The 22,341-nt window shown below is 61.8% G+C and carries 25 protein-coding genes and 1 pseudogene; 18 read left to right on the top strand and 8 right to left on the bottom strand.

The window, feature by feature from the left end; translation table 11 throughout:
• Positions 1-256 (top strand): cytochrome c (locus VGH41_RS18020; RefSeq protein ID WP_331598872.1); only part of this gene is annotated, 256 nt, incomplete at its 5' end.
• A gap of 109 nt (positions 257-365) precedes the next feature.
• On the top strand, positions 366-1,574 hold the full coding sequence (locus VGH41_RS18015) for an ABC transporter substrate-binding protein (RefSeq protein WP_331598870.1): 1,209 nt from the start codon (positions 366-368) through the stop codon (positions 1,572-1,574).
• Between the two features lie 147 nt (positions 1,575-1,721).
• On the opposite strand, the gene VGH41_RS18010 is transcribed toward VGH41_RS18015, so the two are convergent.
• Positions 1,722-1,973, bottom strand: a complete 252-nt coding sequence (locus VGH41_RS18010; protein ID WP_331598869.1) for a hypothetical protein — start codon at positions 1,971-1,973, stop codon at positions 1,722-1,724.
• A 250-nt stretch (positions 1,974-2,223) separates the two neighbouring features.
• Here VGH41_RS18010 and VGH41_RS18005 point away from each other — a divergent pair, with 250 nt between their 5' ends.
• The 4 genes and pseudogenes from VGH41_RS18005 to VGH41_RS17990 all read left to right on the top strand — a co-directional run bounded on the left by VGH41_RS18005 (position 2,224) and on the right by VGH41_RS17990 (position 4,820).
• Positions 2,224-2,745: a DUF6496 domain-containing protein gene (locus VGH41_RS18005; protein ID WP_331598868.1), complete on the top strand. Its 522-nt coding sequence runs from the start codon at positions 2,224-2,226 to the stop codon at positions 2,743-2,745.
• 293 nt (positions 2,746-3,038) lie between these two features.
• Positions 3,039-3,275 (top strand): annotated as a pseudogene (locus VGH41_RS18000) (nucleoside transporter C-terminal domain-containing protein); the annotation flags it as partial.
• Positions 3,276-3,380: 105 nt separating this feature from the next.
• Positions 3,381-3,794, top strand: coding sequence for a cytidine deaminase (locus tag VGH41_RS17995; protein ID WP_331598867.1), 414 nt, complete (start codon positions 3,381-3,383; stop codon positions 3,792-3,794).
• Positions 3,795-3,845: 51 nt separating this feature from the next.
• On the top strand, positions 3,846-4,820 hold the full coding sequence (locus VGH41_RS17990) for a nucleoside hydrolase (RefSeq protein WP_331598866.1): 975 nt from the start codon (positions 3,846-3,848) through the stop codon (positions 4,818-4,820).
• Positions 4,821-4,871: 51 nt separating this feature from the next.
• Here VGH41_RS17990 and VGH41_RS17985 read toward each other — a convergent pair whose 3' ends face one another.
• Positions 4,872-6,200: an aspartate aminotransferase family protein gene (locus tag VGH41_RS17985; protein WP_331598865.1), complete on the bottom strand. Its 1,329-nt coding sequence runs from the start codon at positions 6,198-6,200 to the stop codon at positions 4,872-4,874.
• A gap of 203 nt (positions 6,201-6,403) precedes the next feature.
• Here VGH41_RS17985 and VGH41_RS17980 point away from each other — a divergent pair, with 203 nt between their 5' ends.
• Positions 6,404-7,819: a PLP-dependent aminotransferase family protein gene (locus tag VGH41_RS17980; protein ID WP_331598864.1), complete on the top strand. Its 1,416-nt coding sequence runs from the start codon at positions 6,404-6,406 to the stop codon at positions 7,817-7,819.
• Here the strand turns inward: VGH41_RS17980 and VGH41_RS17975 are convergent.
• Positions 7,788-8,600 carry a helix-turn-helix transcriptional regulator gene (locus tag VGH41_RS17975; protein ID WP_331598863.1) on the bottom strand — a complete coding sequence of 271 codons (813 nt, stop codon included), beginning with the start codon at positions 8,598-8,600 and terminating at the stop codon, positions 7,788-7,790. The two genes, VGH41_RS17980 and VGH41_RS17975, sit on opposite strands and share 32 nt — an antisense overlap.
• A gap of 135 nt (positions 8,601-8,735) precedes the next feature.
• On the opposite strand from VGH41_RS17975, the gene VGH41_RS17970 reads away from it, so the two are divergent.
• Entirely contained in the window at positions 8,736-9,716 is a 981-nt protein-coding gene (locus VGH41_RS17970) for a zinc-binding alcohol dehydrogenase family protein (RefSeq protein ID WP_331598862.1), read from the top strand.
• Here the strand turns inward: VGH41_RS17970 and VGH41_RS17965 are convergent.
• From VGH41_RS17965 to VGH41_RS17955, 3 genes are all read right to left on the bottom strand, one after another.
• Positions 9,713-10,654 carry a zf-HC2 domain-containing protein gene (locus VGH41_RS17965; RefSeq protein ID WP_331598861.1) on the bottom strand — a complete coding sequence of 314 codons (942 nt, stop codon included), beginning with the start codon at positions 10,652-10,654 and terminating at the stop codon, positions 9,713-9,715. The genes VGH41_RS17970 and VGH41_RS17965 overlap by 4 nt on opposite strands.
• A 296-nt stretch (positions 10,655-10,950) precedes the next feature.
• Positions 10,951-11,574: a LysE family translocator gene (locus VGH41_RS17960; protein ID WP_331598860.1), complete on the bottom strand. Its 624-nt coding sequence runs from the start codon at positions 11,572-11,574 to the stop codon at positions 10,951-10,953.
• Positions 11,575-11,746: 172 nt separating this feature from the next.
• The gene (locus VGH41_RS17955; RefSeq protein WP_414696679.1) at positions 11,747-12,517 is read right to left on the bottom strand and encodes a FadR/GntR family transcriptional regulator; all 771 of its coding nucleotides are present in this window, start codon (positions 12,515-12,517) and stop codon (positions 11,747-11,749) included.
• 255 nt (positions 12,518-12,772) lie between these two features.
• Between VGH41_RS17955 and VGH41_RS17950 the strand changes: the two genes are divergently transcribed.
• From VGH41_RS17950 to pqqE, 10 genes are all read left to right on the top strand, one after another.
• Positions 12,773-13,783 carry a 2-keto-3-deoxygluconate permease gene (locus VGH41_RS17950; protein WP_331598858.1) on the top strand — a complete coding sequence of 337 codons (1,011 nt, stop codon included), beginning with the start codon at positions 12,773-12,775 and terminating at the stop codon, positions 13,781-13,783.
• Between the two features lie 23 nt (positions 13,784-13,806).
• Positions 13,807-14,226: a heme-binding protein gene (locus tag VGH41_RS17945; RefSeq protein WP_331598857.1), complete on the top strand. Its 420-nt coding sequence runs from the start codon at positions 13,807-13,809 to the stop codon at positions 14,224-14,226.
• A 40-nt stretch (positions 14,227-14,266) separates the two neighbouring features.
• The gene (locus VGH41_RS17940; protein ID WP_331598856.1) at positions 14,267-15,244 is read left to right on the top strand and encodes a D-glycerate dehydrogenase; all 978 of its coding nucleotides are present in this window, start codon (positions 14,267-14,269) and stop codon (positions 15,242-15,244) included.
• A gap of 22 nt (positions 15,245-15,266) precedes the next feature.
• Positions 15,267-16,154 (top strand): 2-hydroxy-3-oxopropionate reductase, encoded by an 888-nt coding sequence (gene glxR / locus VGH41_RS17935; protein WP_331598855.1) that lies wholly within the window; start codon positions 15,267-15,269, stop codon positions 16,152-16,154.
• A 266-nt stretch (positions 16,155-16,420) separates the two neighbouring features.
• Positions 16,421-17,623, top strand: a complete 1,203-nt coding sequence (locus VGH41_RS17930) for a PQQ-dependent sugar dehydrogenase (RefSeq protein ID WP_331598854.1) — start codon at positions 16,421-16,423, stop codon at positions 17,621-17,623.
• A 9-nt stretch (positions 17,624-17,632) separates the two neighbouring features.
• Positions 17,633-17,941, top strand: a complete 309-nt coding sequence (locus VGH41_RS17925) for a cytochrome c (RefSeq protein WP_331598853.1) — start codon at positions 17,633-17,635, stop codon at positions 17,939-17,941.
• A gap of 109 nt (positions 17,942-18,050) precedes the next feature.
• Positions 18,051-18,398 (top strand): hypothetical protein, encoded by a 348-nt coding sequence (locus VGH41_RS17920; protein WP_331598852.1) that lies wholly within the window; start codon positions 18,051-18,053, stop codon positions 18,396-18,398.
• A 105-nt stretch (positions 18,399-18,503) separates the two neighbouring features.
• Positions 18,504-18,578, top strand: coding sequence for a pyrroloquinoline quinone precursor peptide PqqA (gene pqqA, locus VGH41_RS17915; protein ID WP_331598877.1), 75 nt, complete (start codon positions 18,504-18,506; stop codon positions 18,576-18,578).
• 72 nt (positions 18,579-18,650) lie between these two features.
• A complete protein-coding gene (gene pqqC / locus VGH41_RS17910) occupies positions 18,651-19,367 on the top strand; it encodes a pyrroloquinoline-quinone synthase PqqC (RefSeq protein WP_331598851.1) in 717 nt (238 codons plus the stop codon).
• Entirely contained in the window at positions 19,364-20,524 is a 1,161-nt protein-coding gene (pqqE, locus tag VGH41_RS17905; protein ID WP_331598850.1) for a pyrroloquinoline quinone biosynthesis protein PqqE, read from the top strand. The genes pqqC and pqqE overlap by 4 nt, the downstream gene beginning before the upstream one ends.
• Here pqqE and VGH41_RS17900 read toward each other — a convergent pair.
• A complete protein-coding gene (locus VGH41_RS17900) occupies positions 20,521-21,123 on the bottom strand; it encodes an ANTAR domain-containing response regulator (RefSeq protein ID WP_331598849.1) in 603 nt (200 codons plus the stop codon). The two genes, pqqE and VGH41_RS17900, sit on opposite strands and share 4 nt — an antisense overlap.
• Entirely contained in the window at positions 21,120-22,307 is a 1,188-nt protein-coding gene (locus VGH41_RS17895) for a transporter substrate-binding domain-containing protein (RefSeq protein ID WP_331598848.1), read from the bottom strand. Before VGH41_RS17895 ends, VGH41_RS17900 begins: the two co-directional genes overlap by 4 nt.
• Between the last annotated feature and the right edge of the window lie 34 nt (positions 22,308-22,341).

Here is a 22,341-nt window from a genome sequence, read left to right as displayed (position 1 = left end):
GCATCCGTCGCTCGCGCTCAACACGAATCTGCATAGCGTGGCGCCGGATAACCTGATTCGCGTGATTCTGGATGGTATCGGCTCGCCTGCGCGGGCCGAACTCGGTACGATGCCGGCTTACCGCGACAGTTTCAACGACGCTCAGGTGGCCGAACTCGTGTCGTACCTGCGGCAACAGTTTGCGGGCGGTAAGCCTGCATGGCAGAACGTCGAGGCAACGGTCGCACGCATTCGCGCCGCACAACGCAACGACTGAAGCACTGCACACCTTACGACTTGCAGCCAGGCGCCAGGTCCTGGCTACGCCATAAAATCGCCGCACCCGCTTTTGTATTCCCGCAATTCCATTGATAACGGAGAAACACATGACCACGCGCGCAGGATGGATTTCCCGTCTCACCTTCTCCTTGTCGCTATCGTTGACGGCACTCGGGGCGACGGCGCAAGAGACCATCAAGATTGGTGAAATCAACAGCTACAAGGCGCAACCCGCCTTTCTCGGGCCTTATAAAAACGGCTGGAATCTGGCGCTGGAGCAGGTCAACGCGTCGGGTGGCGTGCTCGGCAAGCAGCTTGAAGTGATCTCGCGGGACGACAACGCCAACCCTGGCGACACGGTGCGCGTCGCGCAGGAACTGGTGGCGGGCGAGCGCGTGCAGGTGCTGTTCGGCGGCTTCCTGTCGAATACGGGTCTGGCGCTTGCCGACTACGCGAAGCAGCGGCACATTTTCTTCCTCGCCGCCGAACCGCTGACCGACAAGATCGTCTGGGCGGATGGCAATAAATACACGTACCGTCTGCGTCCTTCCACCTATATGCAGGTGGCGATGCTGGTGCCGGAAGCGCTCAAGCTGCACAAGAAGCGCTGGGCGCTGGTGTATCCGAATTACGAGTACGGGCAATCCGCGGTGGCGACCTTCAAGAAGCTGATGCAGGCGCAGCAGCCCGACATCGAGTTCGTGACGGAGCAGGCGACACCGCTCGGCAATCTCGATGCCGGCGCAGTGACGCAAGCGCTCGCCGACGCGAAACCTGATGCGATCTTCAACGTGCTGTTCGGCGCGGATCTCGGCAAGTTCGTGCGCGAAGGCAACACGCGTGGACTCTTCAAGGACCGCAGCGTGGTTTCACTGCTGACGGGTGAGCCGGATTATCTGGATCCGCTGGGCGCTGAAGCGCCGACCGGCTGGATCGTGACGGGCTATCCGTGGTATTCGCTCGATACGGCCGCGAACAGGAAGTTCGTCGACGCGTATCAGGCGAAGTATCACGACTATCCGCGGCTTGGCTCAGTGGTGGGATATTCGGCGCTGATGTCGATTGCGAATGGCTTGAAGAAGGCCGGCTCGACTGATCCTGACAAGCTGGCCGCCGCCTTCAAGGGCCTGGGCGTCGACACGCCGTTTGGGCCGATTACCTATCGCACGCAGGACAATCAGTCGACCATGGGTGCGTTTGTCGGCGTGACGACCGTGAAGGACGGCAAGGGCATCATGACGTCGTACCGGTATATCGACGGCGCGAGTGTGCAACCGTCGGACGCCGAGGTGAAAAAGCTGCGTCCGGCCGATTGAGCGGATGAAGGGTTGATTGCACGGCGAAGCGGACGCTCTTGCCGCTTCGGCGTGACCGGCCAGCCGTGCCACACGGCCGGCTGGTCTGGTCTAAAGACATCCAGGCGTGCTGCTATGCGCTGCGCTACAGCGGGTAGCCGTAGAAAGCTATTCCTCAGCGTCATGCTCCGCCACGAAGTGCTTCAGATACGCCAGTACGGCCGCTTCTGCGGCGCGGTGGTCGGCGTTGCTTTTCGATCCGGCATTTTCTTCATCGCCGAACAGGGTTGACGGCGCATTGTGCACATCCACTTCCTGTCCCTCGCGGAACACGCGAATCTCGTGGACGTCTTCAGCATATTCCGCAATCCAATGGATGCCTTCGATGTGGATGCCTGCGCGAACGGTGGGTATCTTCATGGGGCGTCTCCAAAGCGGCCGCACACGGCGCCGGCCGTTGCTATAACCATACGCTGTCCACGGGGCCGGCGCACGTATTGATGGCATTTTCCGCAGATTCACGGCGAGGCACATCCGCACCGTGTCATGTCGCATGACCCCGTATGACGCATTGCGGCAGTGGCGGCACCGTCGTTGAGGCCAGCTGTGGCTACGCGCGGCACGCGTGTTGCTGCGAACCGGAGACCTACAGCCAGATTGGAGAACCGTCATGCCCGAACAGAAAACCATCCAGCGTGCCCGTGCGGACAAGCGTGCCGGCAAAGCTTCGAGTACCCAGGCGGGGGAATTCGTGAAGGAGGAAGTGGATCGCGTGCGCGCCGGCAAGCACGGCGTGAAGAGCGCCAAACAGGCCATCGCCATTGGCTTGTCGAAAGCGCGCCGCGCAGGTGTCGATCTGAAGGCGCCGAAGAAGGGCACGACCAGCGAGGCGACGCGCGAGAAGGCCGCTAAAGACAACGCCGCCGGCCAGCACAAGGCGGCTGCGAAGAGCGCCAGCACGGAGTCGAAGGCGAAGCGCTCGCATACCGCTACGGCTGTGCTCAAGCGCGAAAGCGGCAAAGCTGCGTCGAGTGCGGCCATGTCGAAGCAGGCTACTTCTGCAGCCACGCGCCGGCCGGCCGCGAGCCGCTCAGCAGCGGCGAAGAAGGCTGCCGCGACGAAGGGCGCGGCTGGCCGCTCAGCCGCCGCCAAAAAGGCCGCTCAGACGAGGGCGGCGCGCTCGCATCATTGATTCGTGTTGAGTGCGACACGGGCGGAGTGTAAAGCCTCCGCCTCGTCTTTAGCTCTCGCTAGCGTCTGGCATGGCACGCGTCAACGTTTCGTGTGCGGTGTGTGCGGTCAGGGAAGATGCAAATGCCAGGCGGCTATCCGTGACGCAGATCAGGCCGCCATGCTTGGAGCAGTACACGCCTGACAGGCGTAACAAATCAGCAAGAGACCCAGGAGGAAAGATAGGCATCCAGAATAAAACCGGATACGCAATCAGGCAGCACCCTCAATTCTCCACGGACACGCCAGCCGTCCGCGTCAAATGCCGCGCGTGTCTGCACCGCCCAGATGATCCTCAGTGAGTTCGTCGCCTACGTCGATCTGTCGCCGTACCTGAAGAGCAGCGGCGACATCGCCGCAGCCGGCTTGAGCGTGGTCGCGCCGGAACGCCGCTCGGAAGTGGCGCGCTACGGATTGCGCGTGGTGGCGGCCAGCACGTTGTCCAATCTGATGAGCGCGGCCATCGCAGGGATCTTCCTGACGATTCATTAGCCTTGGCAAAGGGCTTATGATGCTTGCGGCCGTTTGACAGAGCCTGCCGAACTCGGACAATACGTCCCGGGGGAAAAACCTCTTACGGTTCTTGCGGAGGGAACAATGCAACACGAACAACTGATCGACGAAGCGCGCAAGGCACGCGAGCGGGCTTATGCGCCATATTCGAAGTTTCGCGTCGGCGCCGCGCTGGAAACGAAGGACGGCAAGCTATTTTATGGCTGCAACGTCGAGAATGCCGCGTACGGCCTGTGCAATTGCGCGGAACGCACGGCGCTGTTTGCTGCGGTGGCGGCCGGGTATCGCCCGGGGCAGTTCAAGACGCTGGCTGTGATCGGCCAGACCGACGGGCCGATTGCACCGTGCGGCGCCTGCCGTCAGGTAATGATCGAACTGGGCACGCCCGCGCTCGAAGTCGTGCTGAGCAATCTGGCGGGCAAAGTGGAAGTGACGAGCGCCGCCGCGCTGCTGCCGGGCGCGTTTTATCTCGAGCCGGACGCCGCGCCTTCGGCATAATCATGCCGCTGGCATAGTGGTTTCATCTGCAACGAATGTGAGTGGTGAATCATGCACAAGGTAATTTTCGACACGGATCCCGGTGTCGACGACTCGATGGCGCTCCTGTTTCAGACGCGTCATCCAGAGATCGAGCTGATTGGCGTGACGTCGGTGTTCGGCAACGCAACGATCGAAACCACGACCCGCAACGCGCTCTATCTGGTCGAGCGCTTCGCGGCTGCGCCGGTCGTCGTCGCGCGCGGCGCGGGACAACCGCTGCGTGGCACCGCGCCCGAGCCGGTCGCGCATATCCACGGCAAAAACGGGCTGGGCGACATGGCGCTGGACCCGCTGACCAATACCGCGCAGGCGCGTCTCGACGCACGGCCGGCCTATCGCTTCATCATCGACGAGATCCGTAAGCATCCGCAGGAGATCAACCTGATCGCCGTGGGACCGCTGACCAATCTCGCCCTGGCGTTGCAAGAAGATCCCGAAATCGCGCAACTGGTCAAGCAGGTGATCATCATGGGCGGCGCGTTCGGCATGAACGGCGTTTTGGGCAATGTGAGCCCGTGCGCGGAGGCGAACATCGCGGCGGATCCGCATGCAGCCGATGCGGTTTTCACCGCCGCGTGGAAGGTCACTGCGGCGGGACTCGACGTGACGCAAAAGGCCGTCATGCCCGCGGAGTATCTCGAACGTCTGCGCGAACACGGCGGCGAGGACGGGCAGTTTCTCTGGGACGTGTCGCGGCTTTACGAGCAGTTTCACGTGGATAGCGCGGGCGTGCACGGTATCTACGTGCATGATTCGTCGGCGGTCGCCTACCTGGTGGCGCCGGAGCTTTATCGCATCCGGCGCGGCGCCGTGCGGGTCGTGCTCGAAGGCATCGCGGTGGGACAAACCATTCAGAAGCCGGAGCAGAAGAAGGTGCCGGCGCCGCATTGGGATGATTGCCCGAAACAGAACGTGTGCGCCGACGTCGACGTAGAGGGCTTTTTGAAGCTCTACTTCGATACGATCGTCGCGCGGCCGGCCTGAAAAAAAGGCGGTGGCGCAACGCCACCGCCTTGAGCGAAACCGCAAGAAGCGTTACTGCACCGTGGCCAGCACGTTGCGCACGGTCTTGAAGATGTGCTGGATCTGCTCTTCGTTGACGATCAGCGGCGGCGAGAAGGCGAGGATGTCGCCGGTGAAGCGCACCAGCACACCCGCCTCGAAGCACTTCACGAACGCCTCATAGGCGCGCGCACCCGGCGCGCCGTCGCGCGGTTCGAGTTCGATGCCCGCCACCATCCCCAGATTGCGGATGTCCTTCACATGCTTCGCATCGCGCAGTGCGTGCGCGGCTGATTCGAACACCGGAGCGAGCGACGCCGCGCGCGCGAACAGGTCCTCGCGCCGGTACAGATCGAGCGTGGCAATCGCAGCCGCGGCGGCCGCCGGATGCGCCGAATACGTGTAGCCGTGGAACAGCTCGATCGCGCCTTGCGCCCCCGCGTTGACGACGGTGTCGTGAACCGTGCGGCTGGCGGCGACCGCGCCCATCGGAATCGCGGCGTTGTTGATCGCCTTGGCCATGGTCAGCAGGTCCGGCGTGACGCCGAAGTATTCGCTGGCGGTGGCTTTGCCCAGACGTCCGAAGCCGGTAATCACCTCGTCGAAAATCAGCAGGATGCCGTGCTTCGTGCAGATGTCGCGCAGCTTCTGCAGATAGCCTTGCGGCGGCACCAGCACGCCGGTCGAGCCGGCAACCGGTTCCACGATCACAGCGGCAATCGTCGAGGCGTCATGCAGTGTCACGATGCGTTCGAGTTCGTCGGCCAGATGCGCGCCCCACCCGGGCTGTCCCTTCGTGAACGCGTTGTGTTCGAGGTTATGCGTGTGCGGCAGATGATCGACCGACGGCAGCAGCGCACCGGAGAAGGTCTTGCGATTGGGCGCGATGCCACCCACCGAAATGCCGCCGAAACCCACGCCGTGATAGCCGCGCTCGCGTCCGATCAGCCGGGTACGCTGGCCTTCGCCGCGAGCGCGGTGATACGCCAGCGCGATCTTGAGCGCCGTATCCACGGATTCAGAACCCGAGTTGGTGAAGAAAATCCGGTCGAGGCCGTTCGGCATCAGTTCCGCGACCCTGGTGGCGGCTTCGAAGGCGAGCGGGTGGCCCATCTGGAAGGTCGGCGCGAAGTCGAGCGTGGACAGTTGCCGGCTGATCGCCGCGACGATTTCGTCGCGGCTGTGGCCCGCGTTCACACACCAGAGACCGGCACAGCCATCGAGCACTTCACGCCCGTCCGTCGTGCGGTAATACATGCCCTTGGCCGATTCGAGCAGGCGCGGCGCGGCCTTGAACTGGCGGTTCGCGGTGAAAGGCATCCAGAAAGACGACAGATCGTCGATGACGGGGCGTGAAGTCATGGTGTTCTCCTCGAAGTGGTCCCCCAAGGCGACTGCCTTCGGGACGTTGCGAAACTGTAGCGTCCGCGGTGAAATGGCGCACATAAACAGTTGATGTACTGCGCTGCTAACTGTGCAGGTCAGGTTGGCGCAACTGTATTGGGACTTTGTCCTTTTTCGCCTCTTATTTCACCCGGTCCCGCGCGTCGAGAGCGCCTGCCGCCATGATCGAACTTGAACTGGAACGCGACCGCCGCACTGCGCCTACCCTTGTTGAGCAACTGGTACAAGGCTTCGCGCGTGCCATCGAGTCGCAGTCCTTGCGCGCCGGCGCGCTGCTGCCCTCGGTGCGGCGGCTGGCGTCGAGTCACGAGCTCAGCACCTTTACGGTGATGGAGGCCTACAACCGTCTTGTTTCGATGGGGCTGGTGGTGGCGCGGCGCGGTTCCGGCTATCGCGTGGCGACGCGTGCGCAGGCCGCACGCGCCAGCGCGACCGACTGGCAGCCGCCCAGCCTGACCGCGACGTGGCTGCTGTCCGACGTGTTCGCCGATCATTCGGTGCCGATCAAGGCCGGCGGCGGCTGGCTGCCGAACGAATGGATCAACGAGAGCGGCTTGCAGCACGCGCTGCGGACCATGAGCCGGGTTCCCGGGCCGCGCCTCGGCGACTACGGGCATCCGTACGGATTTGCGCCGCTGCGCGAGCGCATCGCCGCTCAGCTCGACCGGCACGGCTTGCCGGTCGACGTATCGAATGTGCTGCTCACGCAGGGCGCGACCCAGGCGCTGGACCTGATCGTGCGCACGCTGCTGCGCGCGGGTGATGTGGTGATCGTCGAAGATCCGGGTTACTGCAATCTGCTGCAGATTCTCAAACTGGCGGGACTCGAGGTGCATGGCGTGCCGCGCACACCGGCCGGCATCGACACGGAGGTGCTCGAAACGCTGGTGGCCACGCATCGTCCGAAGGCCATTTTCGTCAATACGACGCTGCAGAATCCCACTGGCGCGACCTTCGGCATGGCGGCGGCGTTTCGTCTGCTGCAGATTGCGGAACGGGCGCGCATGTGGGTGATCGAGGATGACGTGAGCCGCGAACTCGTAGCGCCGGGCGCGCCGCTGCTCGCCGCGCTGGAGGGCTTGCAGCGCGTGCTGTATGTGGGCGGTTTCTCGAAGACGGTGACACCGGGTTTGCGTTGCGGCTATGTGGTGGCCGAGCGCGACGTGCTGCGCGAACTGGCGCGCACGAAAATGGCGGTGGGGCTGACGTCGTCGGAGCCGATCGAACGGATTGTCGACAAGGTGCTGCTGGAAGGGCGTTATGCGCGGCACGTCGAAGACGTCAACGAGCGGCTCAAGGCTGCGCATGCGACGGTCGAAGAGCGCATGGATGCGCTGGGACTCGAGGTGTTTCACCGGCCGCGCGCCGGGCTGTTCCTGTGGGCGCGTTTGCCGATCGAACCCGCACGTGCCGTGGAGGTGGCGACCGCCGCGCTGTCGCACGGCATCTGGCTCGCGCCGGGTTCATACTTCCGCCCCGGCGACGCGCCGAGCGCATGGTTCCGCTTCAACGCGCCGTATTCCACGGATGATGCCTTGTGGCGGTTCATTCAGCAGGTGGGCGAGCAGGCGCGGTAAAGGGGATCTCGTTGGCCAGGTATCGCCCCGGCGTCGTGCCCAGGGCTCGCCGAAACATGTCGATAAATGCGCTGACGTTGTCGTAGCCGAGTTCGAGCGCGATGGTGGTCACGGCAACGCCTTCCGCGACCAGTTCGAGTGCGCGCAGCAAGCGGGCCCGCTGACGCCATTGCGCGAACGTCATGCCGGTCTCGGTCACGAAACGGCGGCTCAGCGTACGCGGTGCGAGACCGGCCCATGCTGCCCATTGTTCGAGACGGCGGTGGTCCGAGAGGTCGCTGACGAGCGCATCCGTGATGCGGACAAGGCGCGGATCTTCGGGACTCGGCAGACCCAGCGATTGCGCTTGCGACGCAGCCAGTTCATCCACGATCACCTCGGCAATGCGCGTCTGGGTCTGATCGAGTTCGATGCCGGGCCAGCTTGCCGCGCGCCGCACGGCCTCGCGCAAGAGAGGCGTCGTCCTGATTGCGCGAGCCTCGCGCGGCAAACGCGCGCAGTGGGGTTCGGCAATGAAAACGCTCCACCCCGAGAAGGGCCCGTAAGAGCGCACCGAGTGGACGCAATGCGGCGGAATCCAGATTGCATGAGTTGCCGGCACGACCCATTGCTGTTTGTCGAGCCCGACCGAAACAAGCCCGCTTAGCGCACCCATCAGTTGTCCCCGCGCGTGGCTGTGCGAGGACATCGTGCGCGCCTCGTTTTGCGTCAATTCAGCGGCGGCGAGGAACGGACCGTCGGACGAGGTCACGAGATCCGGCCGGATTAAACGGGTTGCCATGGCTTGAATTCCGTATCGAATGACCTTTATACCGGAGACGGGTCGAACCTGCATCGCTAGACTGGCTTTCGTTCACGCAGCGCCGCAGTGACGCGCGATGCGAGCCGAACACCTTCTGCCGATCAAGGACTCACCATGAAAGCTGCCGTTGTCAAAGCCGCGGGCGAAGCCCCCGTGTATGCCGATTTCGATCGTCCCTATCCGCTTGCGGAGCACCATCTTGTCGACGTCACGGCGGCTGCGCTGAGTCATGTCACCCGCGCCAAGGCATCGGGCTCGCACTATTCGTCGACAGGGGTGTTCCCGTTCGTGGCGGGACTCGACGGCACCGGGCGTCGTGAAGATGGCGAGCGCGTGTATTTCTTCTGGCCGAAGGCTCCGTTCGGTGCGATGGCGCAGCAGTGCCTCGTACCTGCGGCGAATTGTGTGCCGTTACCGGCGGCGATTGACGACGTCACAGCCGCCGCCATTGCAATCCCGGGCATGTCGTCGTGGGCGGCGCTGGTCGAGCGGGCCAGGTTCGTGGCAGGCGAGACGGTCTTGATCAACGGCGCAACGGGCACGTCGGGCCGGCTGGCTGTGCAGATCGCGAAGCATCTCGGCGCGCGCAAAATCGTCGCAACGGGCCGTAACGCAGCGGCGTTGGGGGCGCTCAAGCAAGCCGGTGCGGACGTCATCATTTCGCTGGAGCAGGACGCGGACGCGTTGAGCCGCGTATTCGAAGCGCAACTGCGGGAAAGAGTCGACGTGGTGCTGGATTATGTGTGGGGCGCGAGCGCGTTGTCCCTACTGATCGCCGCGGCGCGCTCGCTCGCTGATGATCAACCGCTTCGCTTCGTTCAGATCGGCGCGATCAGCGGCGCTGATCTCCTCTTGCCGGCCGCCGTGCTGCGCTCGGCGCCGATCTCTCTGTTAGGCAGCGGGATCGGCAGCATTCCTTCAGCGCGGATGCTGCACGCGATGCAGCAGGTGTTCGACGCTACCGCGTCGGCGGGCTTGCAAATCGCCACTGCGGCAGTCCCGCTCGAAGATTTGAGCACGCATTGGGGCAACCTCAGTAGCCAGCAGCGAATTGTGTTCGTGCCCGGTCTAAGCGGCGCCGCTCGCGGCCGCTAGCTTCGCACCCCAGCCGCATGCTTCGCATCCGCTTCGCGGCTGATGCCGGCGTCGCCGAACAGGTTCCCGGCGGCGCTGCCGGATATGCGCCTCGCGAGCGCGGAGAGGTCGACCTCGTCGGGCTTGCCGATCAGCGCATAGCTGAGCTCGGCTTGCCGCCACGTCATGACGTTCATGCTGTCGATGTGGTGCCCGGCGATCGCCGCATCGGGCTGCGCTTCCTTCATCACGCATAGTGCAACCGGATCGCCTTTCGCAGGCAGATAGACGATTTGCACGAGCGGCTGGTTGTGAAAGCGCAGACGCTGCACGCGTTTGAATGTCAGCCCGTCCTGGCTCAGATCCGGAATCCGCATATTCATGCCGTCTTCATGACGGATTTCGTCGACAGTCTGGGCCGACGCCTCCGCATTCACCGGCAACCGGGCCACGGTGTCGCGCCCGTAGAGTTGCTGATAACCTGCGGCCGCTGCCACCCAGGGCGAAGTGCCGCGGTTGGCAGAAGCAGGCGTAGTCAGGGGATGCACGTTCGGGCCGACGAGTTGAGGAAGGAAGTACTGGCCGATGCCCAGGCAGAACACGCCGGCGAGGAACGCCACTGCCAGCCACGCGGGCGCGACACGCCAACGTGAGTGAAGCGGGGCAGACGACGGAACCGACGCGCCATGATCCAGCACGGCGTCATTGGCGGCCAGTGGGGCGGCCTGTTGCGCATGCTCATGCGCCATTGCCGCGATCGTCTGGGTCAGACGGTCCGGAACCGGCGGCAGCTTTTGCCGCGCGAACGCTTGCGCATACGGCAGCCGCGACCTCTGCAATTGAGCAACGAGTTCGGCGACATCAGGCGACACAGCGATCTCCCGTTCGACCTCCTGGCATTCCTGCGGGGACAATTCGCCATCCACATAGGCCATCAACAGGATAGAGTCCACGTTCATGAGACCGGGTCCTTACTAGGAACTGCTATTTTCGTTTTCAGGTGGGCGATGATGCTGATCAGATGAATGTCGCGGTTCGCCGGCGCCAGTCGATGCACCAACCGGATGCTTATGCGAGGACACCTTGCAGGATTCTAGCCACAAAACCCGGTCTTCGCTGCTCTCTTCATGGGAAGAGACGTGGTGGGGGAAGCGCGTCAGAATGCCGCCGCGACAGGCAGGCGCGGAGTCGCAGACGCAACTGCCGCACGGGCAGATTGCGTTGCGTATGAGCTGAGGCCAGACTCAGGCGTGGCTTAGGCGAACTTGCCTAGCCAGTTTGCAGCGATCGGATAAAGCGTCATCACGAGCAGCAGCGCCATCACCACGTTGAAGATACGCAGCCGCTTCGGATCGGTCAGAACCTCACGCATCGCGGTGCCGAATCCGGCCCACAGACAGATGCACGGAAAGCCAATGACGTAGAACAGCACAGCCATCAGCATCACGTTGATGCCGAAACTCTCGCTGATGTGAATGGTCGTCGCGGCGGTGAGCACCATCATCCACGCCTTCGGATTGACCCACTGAAAGGCAATTGCTTCATGGAATTTCATCGGACGACGCTCGCCTTTGCGCAGCTTGATTTCTCCCGAGGTGCCGATTTTCCACGCCAGATACAGCAGATACGCGACGCTGGCGATTTCCAGTACCGAGTACAGCGCGGGAAAACGCTGGAATGCTTCGCCCAGGCCGAAGCCCACCGACAGCATCAGCACCACGACGCCCGCGCTAATGCCGAACAGATGCGGCAGCGTGCGGCGAAAGCCGAAGTTCACGCCCGAGGCGAGCAGCATGGTGTTGTTCGGACCCGGCGTGATGGTCGTGACGAGCGCGAACAGGATGCCGGCGGGTAAGGCGCTAAGGGATGCGTAAGACATGGCGTGGTTCCTGGATCGATTGCATTTTCATCTAGTGTATCGACAGGGACCGGTACAGTAACTGTACAGATTGACAGGTGGATTCCGGTACGGTTTGGACGGGGCGCAGTGCGGTGGGACGCTCCACCGCAACGCGCAATTGGCAGACGAAATCGAACTCGAGGCGGCGGCTTCAATCGACCGACTCTTTGCTTCTCCTGCGCCTGCTGTGCGTGGTTGCCTCGAGCATGCCTGTGTCCTGATCGCGTCCGCGAATATCCAGTTCGAGGTGGCATGCGGCACGCTGCAAATGCAGCATGATTGCCGCGCGTGCGCCGCTCGCGTCGCGCGCCTTGATTGCTTCGAATACGGCCATGTGCTCATGCTGGACCGTTTGCGGCAGAGGTTCATGCGTCAGCGCGTTATAACGGGCCGCGTGTACGGCGTGGCGCAATTGAAGGTTGAGGTATTTGAGCAAGGTCCCGTAGTAGGGATTGTGCGTGGCGACTGCGATGGCCGTGTGAAAAGCCAAATCCAGTTCGACGCCGGCCTCGAGGTCGTGAAGATTTTCGCTCAGGGTCGCGAGAATGCCCGCGAGCGCGGCGAGGTCTTCATCGGTGCGGCGCACCGCCGCCAGCGCGGCGGCGGCGCCTTCCAGATCGAGCCGCAGCTCGAACACGCTCGATAGTTCCGAACGGTCCGCATCAATAATATTCAGGACTCTGAAACCATTGATATCGGTGCGCGCCTTGACGATGCAGCCTGAGCCCTGGCGGCTGTCGATCAGACCTTTCGAGCGCAGACGTTCCGTCACTTCCCGGATGACCGCCTGACTGACGCCGTACATCTGGCCGAGTAGCTTCCCCGATGGGAGTTTCGTGCCGACGGGATAGACGCCGGAAGAAATCGCATCCTGAATGAACTCAGCGACCTGCTCGGTCAAAGAGGTGACTTTCATCGTAATGTCTGCGTCCTTTTTATGCCCACCGAAGTCAACATTGTGTAAGCCTTCGGTCTCTGGGAAATAATTTACTCCAGATTCCAGGGTTTACCTGAGCGATTTTCTGGTCAAGTCTTCATATAACATGATTAGAAGCTGAGCAGACGAGCGGGGCATACTGCCGGCTTTGCAGTTCGCATCGAAGATTACAAGCTGTATCCATTTAGCGAGACGTTTGCCGCCCGGGGACGGGCCGGCAAAGTGCGGCAGGAGAGATCAGTGAAAATCTATCAGGCAGTGACTCGTGTGCCGGGCGGTTTGATGGTCGTACCGCTTTTCATCGGCATGGTGCTGAACACATTTGCGCCCAATGCGCTAAAGATCGGCGGCTTTACTCAGGCCCTCACCAACGCGGGCTATCCGACGATCCTGGCCATGTATCTGTTCACGGCCGGTTCCAAGATGACTTTGCGCGCAGCGCCGAAGATGCTCAAACGTGGGCTCGGCATCCTGTTTGCCAAGGTCGGTGTGGCCGTGGTGCTCGCGCTCGGTGTGGCACATCTGTTCCATGGAAACTTCCTCGGCCTGACCACGCTGGCGTTGCTGGCGGCGATGAACGACACCAACGGCGGCATGTTCCTCGCTCTCACCAGTACCTTCGGTACCAAGGAAGACGCCGGAACGTACGTTGCGCAAAGCATCGAGACAGGGCCCTTCGTGACGATGCTGGTACTGGTCGGCGCCGGGCTCGCCGTGATTCCGTGGCTCACCATGGTGTCGGTTGTCGCTCCCATCGCTGCAGGCGCGATTCTCGGCAATCTCGATGAGGACCTGCGCGACTTCTTCGGGCGACACGAGCCGATCATCGTCCCATTCATGGCCTTCACCCTTGGCGAGGGCATCAATCTCAAAGCCGTGACCACCGCCGGCCTGCCGGGCATCTTGCTGGGGATCGCGGTAGTGGTCATCACCGGCCTCGTCTGCATCACGGCAGACCGCTTGCTGGGCGGCTCGGGGGTTGCCGGCGCAGCTGCGTCGAGCACGGCCGGCAACGCGGCCGGCACGCCCCAGGCGGTGGCAATGGCTGACCCGTCGTATGCCGCCATTGCGCCCATTGCGACCATCCAGGTGGCAGCGTCGGTGATCGTGACAGCCATTCTCACCCCGCTTCTGACCGCGCTGGTTCACCGCCGCATCAGACAAAAAGCGCAAGCTCCCGAGCGGGTCGCGGCAAGCCAGCCGGCAGCACCGCCTGCCGTCGAAAACCCGCAGCCCGCTGTAAATCGCTAACCCCACACTTACTTGAGGAACTGATGGCAGTAGTGGAACCGGATCTCGAACGCGCCCAACGCGTTCTCCAGCATTGTCTGGCGCAAGCCAGGACACGTTTCGACAAGCCCGTGTGCGCCGCTGTGTGCGACGCGAACGGGTTTCTGATTGCCTTTGCCCGGGCCGACGGCGCGCCACTGCGCAGCATTGCGCTGTCACAGCAAAAAGCGTACACGGCCGCGCGCATGGGCAGCACGACCACGGCCTTTCTCGAACGTCTGCGCCGCGAAGATATCGCCATTGGTTACTTTTGCGATCCGTTGCTAACGGCGCTGCCGGGTGGCGCGCTGCTCGAAGACGGGATGCACGGCGTCATTGGTGCAATCGGCATCAGCGGTCTCGCACCTGCGGAAGATCAGGTTCTGGCCGACACTGGGACCGGTTTCATCCAGCAGACAATCTGAATCTCATCGTCGTAAAAATTTTTGTTCAGGAGTTCTAGTAATGGCAAAGTCTCGCGTCTACGTGACGCGCATGATCCCGCAGCAGACCATCGACACGCTGCGCAAGCGCTATGACGTGGAAGTCAATCCGCATGACCGTGCGCTGACCAGGGAAGAACTGCTGCAAGCCGTTCGCGGCCGCGATGCGCTCGTCACTCTGCTCACGGATACCATCGACGGCGCGGTGCTTGACGCGGCCGGTCCGCAATGCCGGATCGTCGCGAACTATGCCGTGGGCTTCAACAACTTCGATCTCGCTGCGGCGACCGCGCGGGGCGTCATTCTGACCAACACACCCGGTGTGCTCGACGACGCAACGGCGACGCATGCGTGGGCCTTGCTGCTTGCCACCGCCCGGCGCATTCCGGAGTCCGAGCGCTATGTCCGTGCGGGGAAATGGCATGGCTGGGCGCCGATGGCGTTCATCGGCCAGGACGTGGACAACAAAACGCTCGGGATTGCGGGGCTTGGCCGCATCGGTTCGAAGTTCGCGCGCAAAGCCGCAGCGTTCGACATGAACATTATCTATACCGACGCGAAACCCAATGCGGAATTCGAGCGCCAGTACAACGCGCGCTTCGTCGACAAGGCAACGCTCCTGCGCGAGTCCGATTATCTGTCGTTGCATCTGCCGCTGCTTGCCGACACGCATCACTATATCGGCGCGGCCGAACTGGCTGCGATGAAGCCGACCGCGATCCTGATCAACGCAGCGCGCGGGCCGCTCGTCGATGAAAAGGCGCTGGTCGACGCGTTGAGAGACAAGGTGATCTGGGGCGCCGGACTCGACGTCTTCGAGGACGAACCCACGCTCGCGCCCGGGCTTGCGGAACTCGACAACGTGGTCATCGTTCCGCATATAGCATCCGCCACGGCACAGACACGGCTTGCAATGGGCAAGATCGCCACCGACAACGTGATCCGCGTCCTCAACGGCGAAGCGCCGCTCAACTGCATCAATCCGCAAGTGCTCAAATAACGGTTAGGCGAAAGAGGACATCATGGCTAAGTTAGGCTTTATCGGCCCCGGCATCATGGGCGCGCCAATGGCGGCGAATCTGCTGCGTGGCGGTCATCAATTGTTCGTACATGGACGCAGTTCCGTGCCTGCGTCACTGATCGAAAGCGGCGCGACGCAATGCGCGTCGGCGAGAGAGGTGGCGCAACAGGCGGAATTCATTTTCATCATGGTGCCGGACACACCGGACGTCGAACGGGTTCTGTTTGCCGAAAACGGTGTGGCGAGCGGTCTCGGCAAGGGTCAGGTCGTGATCGACATGAGTTCGATCTCGCCGATGGCAACCAAGGAGTTCGCGGCAAAGGTCAATGCGCTGGGTTCGCGGTACCTCGACGCGCCGGTGTCCGGCGGCGAAGTGGGTGCCAAGGCGGGTACGCTCACCATTATGGTCGGCGGTCCCGCCGACACGTTCGAAGCGGTCAAGCCGTTCTTCGAATTGATGGGCAAGAACATCACGCTGGTCGGCGAAAACGGCGACGGTCAAACCACCAAGGTAGCCAACCAGATCATTGTCGCGCTGAACATACAGGCCGTAGCGGAAGCGCTGCTATTCGCGTCGAAGGCGGGCGCGGACCCTGCGAAGGTACGGCAGGCACTGATGGGCGGTTTCGCGGCGTCGAGGATTCTCGAGGTTCACGGCGAACGCATGATCAAGCGTACTTTCGATCCGGGCTTTCGGATCGAGTTGCATCAGAAGGACTTGAATCTCGCCTTGCAGGGTGCACGGGCGCTGGGTGTCGCGCTGCCTCACACGGCGTCCGCGCAGGAATTGATGAACACGTGCGCGGCGAACGGCAAGAGCAAACTGGATCACTCCGCGTTGTGCCAGGCGGTTGAGCTGATGTCGAACCACCAGATCGCGGATAAATAAGCAGCCAGGGCGGGTTCTATCCGGGCTGGCGTTTTGCCAAAACCCGGATAACCCGTCTCGCTTTAGACTAAAAATTTTTCCGTTACATATTTAGCATTCCAAATTAGTTAAAACAGGCTGCCGGACAGGATATTCCGCCAGTCGAGGACCGCGCTCGTCACGCGTCTCCATGATTCACGCTATGCACGGTGATGCCGTGCGCCCCTGCGGATTCGAGCCTGTTCGCTTGAGTTCATGTCATAACTTTTGAAAAATCGAGGACGTAAATGCATCCAGGTTTCAAAAAAACAATCGTTGCAGCGGGTGTATTGGCCTATGCGGTAGCGGGCGGCGCGTGGGCCCAAGACGCGCCGCGCAACTATCCGCAGGATCCGGAGGCCGCGGCATCAATCCAGGAGAACCTGAAGAACATCAAGATGCCGCCCGGCTTCAAGATCGAACTGTATGCCATGGTGCCCGGGGCGCGGGCCATTGCCGTTGACCCGACAACCGGCACCGCGTATATCGGCACCCGCAAGAATGCGGTCTGGGTCTTGCACGATGACGGCAACGGCAAAGTGACCCAGGTGACCGAGTTTTCCCCGGCTTCGGGCTTCAAGGACCCGAACGGGGTCTGCTTCGCGCCCGACGGAACCTTGTTCGTCACCGAACTCAACCGGATCCTGTCGTTCAGCAATCCGGGCAGCGCGACGCCAACCGAGAAAGACGTGGTGCCGCAGGGGCAACTGATCCCGGTTGGTGACGAAGCCTACAACCACGGCGCGCGGGTGTGCCGCGTCGGACCGGACGGCAAGCTGTACATAGCCGTCGGCGAACACTACAACGTGTTGCCGCCGGAGAAATACGAGGCCTACTACAAGGCAGGCATGGGCGCGATCGTGCGCTACAACCAGGATGGCAGCGGCCGCGAGATCTACGCGCACGGTATTCGCAATTCGGTTGGGCTCGACTTCAATCCCAAGGACAAGACGCTCTGGTTCACGGACAACCAGACGGACACGCTCGGCGACGACCGTCCTCCTGGCGAGCTGAATCGTGCCACCAAGGCGGGCCAGGACTTCGGCTATCCGTTCTACGGCGGAGGCCATGACCGGACCGTGGAGTACCAGGACAAGACGCCGCCTGCCGGGGTGATCTTCCCGCAGGTGGACTTGCCACCGCACGCGGCCGATCTCGGCATGTCGTTCTATGAAGGCAGCGAGTTTCCGAAGAAATATGCAGGCGGGATTTTCGACGCCGAACACGGCTCGTGGGTCCGCAAGCATCCGCTGGGCGCGCGCATCATGTTCACACATCTGAAGCCTGACGGCACGGCTGCGGGTATTGAAGTCTTCGCTTCCGGCTGGCTCACGCCTGATGGCCAATACAAGGGACGCCCCGTGGATGTCGAACCGATGAAGGATGGCTCGCTGCTGGTATCGGACGACTTTGCGAGCGCGGTTTACCGCATTTCCTATGTGGGTAAGTGAGGGGCGAGCGTGCGAAAGATACTTGTGAGTTTCAGTCTCTCCGCCATGTTGGCTTGCGCCGCGCAGGGCAGCATGGCGGCCGACATTGCAGCGGGCAAAACCCGCGCAATGCAATGCGCGGCCTGCCATGGACCTGACGGACACGCCGTTACGCCGCAGACCCCAAATCTGGCAGGGCAGGACGAAGACTATCTGGCTGAGCAACTGAAAGATTTTCGTTCGGGTACGCGGCAAAACGAAACCATGTCGGTCATCGCCAAACCGCTTAGCGACACGGAGATCGCCAATCTGGCCGGATACTTCAGCAGTTTGAAATAAGCCATAGCACCCGCGGGATTCGCGTGATTCGCGCAATCCGCGGGATTCAAGACGAATGGATTCCGGCCGGACGCACAGCGCGCCAGACCGAAACGAATTGGAGCCGACAATGAAGATGACAGCGACTGCCGTCCTTGCGTGCTGCTGGTCGATAGCCGTACTTTCGATCGCACCGCTGGCCCATGCCGCAACCGATCCCCATGTCTTTACGCAGACGTGTCCGAATGGGGACAAGATCGCGGTGAACATGAACAGGAAGACCCTGGCGTTTACGCGTGGTTCGCAGACCTGGCACGCGACTTACGATGACGGTTATGCCATCACCTGGGCCGCGGACAATCCGCCGCTGCCTGACGGTGTGAAAGCAATGCCGAGCGGTGGCCAGATTGGCACGGACGGCGCATTCTTCGGCGACGGAGACGTGGATAGCAACGTAGTGTGTCCGCGTGATAAATGACCCGCACGGGTCTTGATATTCTTGTTCTTAAGCGTAGACTGAAGATTCGGATGGCTAAGCTTTCCGAAAGTGACGTTTCCCTGACATTCACAAGGAGCAAATTTCATGAATTGGACTACCCCGTCTTATACCGACATGCGTTTTGGTTTTGAAATCACCATGTACATTGCGACACGGTAACTTTGCCTGATGGATGCCCGGGAGGGCGGAATGGATTACGCCGTCCCGGGCAAATGAATCCAGAAAATGAACATGACTGCCGACCAGCACCTCACTGTGGCAAAACCTGCATGGACGCGCGATGAATTCGAAGCGCAGCTTCGCGCCAAAGGCACCGCATATCACATCCATCATCCGTTCAACGTGAAGATGAACGCAGGGGGGTGTTCGCGCGAACAGATTCGCGGGTGGGTCGCCAATCGTTTCTATTACCAGGTCAACATACCGCTCAAAGATGCGGCTGTGATGTCGAACTGTCCCGATAGAGAGACGCGCCGCCGCTGGGTGCTGCGCATTCTCGATCACGACGGTCATGGCAACGACGAAGGCGGCATCGAAATCTGGGCACGGCTCGCCGATGCGGTCGGCCTCTCGCGCGACGAACTCTGGTCGCTGCAGCACGTGACACCTGGTGTGAGATTCGCTGTCGACGCCTACGTCAACTTTGCGCGACGCGCGCCCTGGCAGGAAGCGGTGTGCTCGTCGTTGACCGAGATCTTCGCGCCGCAGATCCACAAGGACCGTCTGGCTACCTGGCCCACGTGTTATCCGTGGATCGAAGCCGCTGGGCTGAACTATTTCCGCTCGCGCATTTCGCTGGCGCAACGCGACGTCGAACACGGGCTCGCGGTGACGCTCGATTACTTCAAGACCCGCGAGCAGCAGGAACGCGCGCTGGAGATTTTGCAATTCAAGCTCGACATCCTGTGGTCGATGCTCGATGCGATCGAAAAGGCGTTTCCGCAATGACCACGCCCGAGCCTCGGCATGCCAGTGATCCGGTCGCGATCGCTCCGCCGCTTTGGCTGCTCGCGGAACTCACGTACCGCTGCCCGCTGCATTGCGCTTTCTGCTACAACCCGGTGAATTACACGGATCACCGCAACGAGCTGAGCACCGATGAATGGCGCAACGTGCTCAGGCAGGCACGCGCGCTTGGCGCGGCGCAACTGGGTTTTTCTGGCGGAGAACCGTTGGTGCGCGATGACCTCGAGGTGCTGGTCGGCGAAGCACATGAGCTGGGTTTCTATACGAACCTGATTACATCGGGCATTGGACTGACGGACAAACGTCTTGATACGTTGAAACAGGCAGGTCTCGATCACATCCAGCTTTCGTTTCAGGACTCCACGCAAGAGCTCAATGACTTCCTGAGCAGTACCCGCACGTTCGATCTGAAGAACCGGGTGGCGAAGTCGATCAAGGCGCATGGTTTTCCAATGGTGCTCAACTGCGTGCTGCATCGCTACAACCTCCCGCACGTGGACAAGATCATCGACATGGCACTCGCCATGGGCGCCGAATACCTGGAACTGGCGAACACGCAGTACTACGGCTGGGCGCATGCGAATCGCGCGCAGCTGATGCCGACGGCGCAGCAACTGCGCGATGCCGAAGCGGCGGTAGAGCGTTATCGCCGCGAGATTGGTGAGCGCTGCAAGATTTATTTCGTGGTGCCCGACTACTTCGAAACGCGCCCCAAGCGCTGCATGAACGGCTGGGGTTCGGTGTTCCTCGGTGTCGCACCTGACGGTGCAGCGCTACCGTGCCACACTGCACGCTCGTTGCCGGGCCTGATATTTCCGAACGTGAAGGAAGTGCCGCTCCGGGAGATCTGGTACGAGAGCGACGCGTTCAACCGTTTCCGTGGCTTCGACTGGATGAAGGAGCCGTGCAGGAGTTGCGAGGAAAAACTGATCGATGCGGGCGGCTGCCGTTGCCAGGCGTATCTGCTGACAGGCGACGCGGCCGCCGCGGACCCGGTCTGCGACAAATCCCCTATGCACGAAAAGGTGATCGCCGTGGTGCGTCAGGCTGCGTCTATACGCGAGCCGGGCGAGCAGCCAATCATGTTCCGCAATGATGCCAACTCGCGACTCGTGAGTGGTGAGCAAGGGGCACGCTAAAACCGCAGGGTTTCATGCGCCTTGACGATCTCACCGGCCACCGTCTCGATGTGCTCGCGCTTAAGCATCGCTTGTGAGCGCAACAATTGATACGCGTCTTCTTCCGACACGCCGCGCGCCTCCATCACGATCTGTTTGGCCTGCTGAATCACACGAACCTTCGCCTGCTTCTGTTCGAGCCGCTCGATGTATCGTTCGCGCAAGCGCGATGCCTTGAATTGCGTTAGCGCCACCGCTATCGCAGTCAGCAGCCCGAATGAGCGTACGGGTGACGGTATCGTCGCAAACGCATTCAGGCGCAGCACGGCTTCGATGGTGATGGGATTTTCGTAGGTGACCACCGGGATCACGGGCGGCGACGTGCTGGACCCAAGCCACGGAAATTCGATCGAAAGGGTCTCTGGGCGCATCGCCATCAGCACCAGTTCTGTACCCGCGGGCAAGCTGTCGAGTTTCGGCCAGCACAGCTCCACCTCGCAGCCAATGCGGTGCAACTGTGCGAGCAACTCTTCGCCGTCCTGATCCTGCGGATGAATCACAACGACCTTCAGCGAGCGCAGATCGCGCAGAATCGCCGGCGTCTCGGAGGTGCGCTTCATCTGCTCTCTCCGCCACGTGCAAGCTCCGGATGCGCGTCTGCAGTCCACTCAGGCGTGCTGTGCGAGACGACGTAAGGGTCGGCCTTCACCCGCTCAGGCGCGCGCCCGATGATGTCGAAGCGGCCTTGCGCGTTGACCCGGCCGATCAACGGACGCAGGTAGGTGTGGTTATTGTGTTCGTCGATCCGCACCCGGCCCTGAGGCGCATCGTATTCGAGCCCCGGCAGGACGCGCAGCAACAAGGTGGGATCGTCGGACCCGACACGACGGATGGCATCCGCCAGCAAATGCATCTGGAAATAGGCTGCTTCCCAGCACATGTTGGTCGGTTGATCGTCGCCGAAACGTGCCTGATAGCGCGCGACGGCGCCTTGGTTGGCCGGCGTGTCGACGCTCTGAAAATAAGTGGCCGAAGTAATGTGCCCTTGCGCCAGATCACTTCCCATCGCCGCGATTTCGGCTTCGCTCGTCATGTGGCTCGCGATGGGCGTTCGGTAGGGATCGAGCCCGACATGAGCGAATGCGCGATACAGATGCTGAATGCCTTCGCCCACCACCGTTGAAAAGATGAAGTCTGGTGCGAGTTGCTTGATCCGCCTGGCCGCATCCAGATAACTTTCCCACGGGGCATCGAGAGATAAATAAGTCTCGTCGGCCTTCTCTCCGCCGCGCTCGAGGATCAGATCGCTCATCACGCGATTCGACTCGTAAGGACACACGTAGTCCGAACCAATCATGGTGACGCGCGAGCCGAACTGCGCAAGCATGAAACCCGCAAGCGGCAGGGTGTTCTGGTTCGGCGCCGCGCCGGTATAGATCACATTGCGGCTGTATTCGAATCCCTCATACGGCGTTGCATAGAAAAGTAGTGCGTTGTATCGCTCGACAGCGGGTATCACGGCCTTGCGAGTGCTGGACATGTAGCAGCCGACAATGATCCGCACTCGATGTTCGAGGATCAACTGCTCGGCGAGGTCTGCATAACGGCGCGGCTGGCACTGCGGATCAAGGCGGACGAGTTCGATTTCGCGACCGGACACACCACCCGCGCGATTGATCTCTTCGGCCGCCAGCATGGTGGCTTGCAGTTGCGTAATCTCGGCTGCCGAAGTCACGCCCGAGCTGGAGTAGAGCACGCCAATCCTGATGGGATCGGAAGTACTGAAAGAATCGATACGAGTCATGCGCCGAAATTGAAGAGTGTGGATTGACGGGCGC

It is taken from the genome of Paraburkholderia sp. (assembly GCF_036488795.1).
Classification (GTDB): Bacteria; Pseudomonadota; Gammaproteobacteria; order Burkholderiales; family Burkholderiaceae; genus Paraburkholderia.
Note: the sequence above shows the minus strand (reverse complement) of the source record. Positions and strands in the feature narration are given on the sequence as shown.

Excerpts from the sequence above, each read along its gene's own strand:
- VGH41_RS18015 (WP_331598870.1), top strand. The coding sequence starts at position 366 with ATGACCACGCGCGCAGGATGGATTTCCCGTCTCACCTTCTCCTTGTCG.
- VGH41_RS17940 (WP_331598856.1), top strand. The coding sequence starts at position 14,267 with ATGGCAAAGTCTCGCGTCTACGTGACGCGCATGATCCCGCAGCAGACC.
- VGH41_RS17920 (WP_331598852.1), top strand. The coding sequence starts at position 18,051 with ATGAAGATGACAGCGACTGCCGTCCTTGCGTGCTGCTGGTCGATAGCC.
- VGH41_RS17970 (WP_331598862.1), top strand. The coding sequence starts at position 8,736 with ATGAAAGCTGCCGTTGTCAAAGCCGCGGGCGAAGCCCCCGTGTATGCC.
- pqqE (WP_331598850.1), top strand. The coding sequence starts at position 19,364 with ATGACCACGCCCGAGCCTCGGCATGCCAGTGATCCGGTCGCGATCGCT.
- pqqC (WP_331598851.1), top strand. The coding sequence starts at position 18,651 with ATGACTGCCGACCAGCACCTCACTGTGGCAAAACCTGCATGGACGCGC.
- VGH41_RS18010 (WP_331598869.1), bottom strand. The coding sequence starts at position 1,973 with ATGAAGATACCCACCGTTCGCGCAGGCATCCACATCGAAGGCATCCAT.
- VGH41_RS17995 (WP_331598867.1), top strand. The coding sequence starts at position 3,381 with ATGCAACACGAACAACTGATCGACGAAGCGCGCAAGGCACGCGAGCGG.
- VGH41_RS18005 (WP_331598868.1), top strand. The coding sequence starts at position 2,224 with ATGCCCGAACAGAAAACCATCCAGCGTGCCCGTGCGGACAAGCGTGCC.
- VGH41_RS17930 (WP_331598854.1), top strand. The coding sequence starts at position 16,421 with ATGCATCCAGGTTTCAAAAAAACAATCGTTGCAGCGGGTGTATTGGCC.
- VGH41_RS17975 (WP_331598863.1), bottom strand. The coding sequence starts at position 8,600 with ATGGCAACCCGTTTAATCCGGCCGGATCTCGTGACCTCGTCCGACGGT.
- VGH41_RS17895 (WP_331598848.1), bottom strand. The coding sequence starts at position 22,307 with ATGACTCGTATCGATTCTTTCAGTACTTCCGATCCCATCAGGATTGGC.
- VGH41_RS17990 (WP_331598866.1), top strand. The coding sequence starts at position 3,846 with ATGCACAAGGTAATTTTCGACACGGATCCCGGTGTCGACGACTCGATG.
- VGH41_RS17900 (WP_331598849.1), bottom strand. The coding sequence starts at position 21,123 with ATGAAGCGCACCTCCGAGACGCCGGCGATTCTGCGCGATCTGCGCTCG.
- VGH41_RS17945 (WP_331598857.1), top strand. The coding sequence starts at position 13,807 with ATGGCAGTAGTGGAACCGGATCTCGAACGCGCCCAACGCGTTCTCCAG.
- VGH41_RS17965 (WP_331598861.1), bottom strand. The coding sequence starts at position 10,654 with ATGAACGTGGACTCTATCCTGTTGATGGCCTATGTGGATGGCGAATTG.
- VGH41_RS17985 (WP_331598865.1), bottom strand. The coding sequence starts at position 6,200 with ATGACTTCACGCCCCGTCATCGACGATCTGTCGTCTTTCTGGATGCCT.
- VGH41_RS17980 (WP_331598864.1), top strand. The coding sequence starts at position 6,404 with ATGATCGAACTTGAACTGGAACGCGACCGCCGCACTGCGCCTACCCTT.
- VGH41_RS17960 (WP_331598860.1), bottom strand. The coding sequence starts at position 11,574 with ATGTCTTACGCATCCCTTAGCGCCTTACCCGCCGGCATCCTGTTCGCG.
- glxR (WP_331598855.1), top strand. The coding sequence starts at position 15,267 with ATGGCTAAGTTAGGCTTTATCGGCCCCGGCATCATGGGCGCGCCAATG.